Raw genomic sequence first — 1,315 nt, forward strand, 5'->3', positions numbered from 1 at the left:
GGCCCCCGCGCCGGGTCAGCCCGCGCCGCCTGCGCCTGCGCCGGGTCAACCCGCGCCACCGGCGCCTGCGCCGATGCCCCCGAAGATCATCGCCGGGCAGTAGCCGCCGCAGGCCTCACGCTCAGGCGTGCGGCCCGACCGGTTTGACGACGGTCAGCAGGACCACCGAATCCTCGATGGCGTGCAGGCCGTGGCGGGTGCGGGGGATCACGATGTGGTCACCCGCCGAGCCCTCCCAGCCGGCCTCCTCGGTGCTCAGCCGCACCCGGCCGGTGACCACCTGGAGCGTCGCCTCGCCGGGGCTCTCGTGCTCGTGCAGGTCGCTGCCGCCGGTGAGCGCGATCAGGGTCTGACGCAGCGCGTGTTCGTGACCGCCGTACACGGTGTGGGCGCTGCGACCGCTGCCGGTGGCGCGGGCGGTCTCGAGATGCTCGCGGGCCAGCGCGGTGAGTGAGATCTTCTCCATGCCCCGAATCGTGCCACCCGGGCGTCAGGTGTGCCGCAGAGTCGCGACGAGGTCGTCGATGAGTCGCGGACTCGGTGCGCCGGGGATGCCCTGATAGAGGGACACCACGAACACCACCGCACCGTCCTGGCCGGGCACGTTGATGGCGACGACGCTGTGCACCGCCGAGGAGGCGCCGCACCCACCGGCGTCTATCCCGGTCACGGTGGCCAGGATCTGCAGCGCCGGCGTGGCGTCGAGGATCAGGCCGCGTGGATCGGTCAGCGTCACCTTCGGCACCCGCCCGCCTGCGGACGTGTAGATGTCGCGCACCAGTGCGGCCTTGTCGCGCACGGCACGGTTGAGGTCGCGGGGGTTCTTCGGGCTGTCGAGTCCGGACACGGCCAGCCAGTTGTCCGGGCACGTGCTGGATTCCAACTGCGCCGCGGCGCGCAGGATCTCGACGGGGCAGGCGTCGAACAGGCCGCCCTTGCACACCTTCTCCCAGCCCAGGCGCACGCCGCAGCCCTCGACGGTCCACTCCGGCGGCACGTCATAGGTGAGGCCGACGTTGCTGCTCACCGGTTTCCAGCCGGCGGGCGTCTGGGATCCCGGCAGCGCCGGCTCACACGGCGGTGGCGGCGGCGGGGTCGAGGGTGCGGGCAGGGCGGGCGGGAGCGGGGGTGCGCTGACCGTCGCCACCGTCGTGTCCGACGTCGGGGACCGGCGGGCGTCGACCGCGATGAGCACACCTGCGCCCAGCACCACCACCGCGGCGACGGCCGCCAGAACCCACCAGAGGCGGCGCCGCCCCGGGGGCGGTCCGCCGGGTGGCGGCGATTCGTCGGGATAGTCGACGGTGGTGCGCTC

General features: G+C 73.6%; 2 protein-coding genes. Both read right to left on the bottom strand.

Annotated elements, in window-relative coordinates; genetic code table 11:
• Positions 1-121: 121 nt before the first annotated feature.
• Positions 122-466 (bottom strand): cupin domain-containing protein, encoded by a 345-nt coding sequence (locus Q2100_RS22875; protein WP_264013894.1) that lies wholly within the window; start codon positions 464-466, stop codon positions 122-124.
• 24 nt (positions 467-490) lie between these two features.
• Positions 491-1,315 (bottom strand): DUF8017 domain-containing protein (locus tag Q2100_RS22880; RefSeq protein ID WP_302915899.1); only part of this gene is annotated, 825 nt, incomplete at its 5' end.

This window comes from Mycolicibacterium arseniciresistens (genome assembly GCF_030519285.1).
GTDB lineage: Bacteria > Actinomycetota > Actinomycetes > Mycobacteriales > Mycobacteriaceae > Mycobacterium > Mycobacterium arseniciresistens.

Bases quoted from the DNA above. Each gene is read 5' to 3' on its own strand.
- Q2100_RS22875 (WP_264013894.1), bottom strand. From the start codon at position 466: ATGGAGAAGATCTCACTCACCGCGCTGGCCCGCGAGCATCTCGAGACC.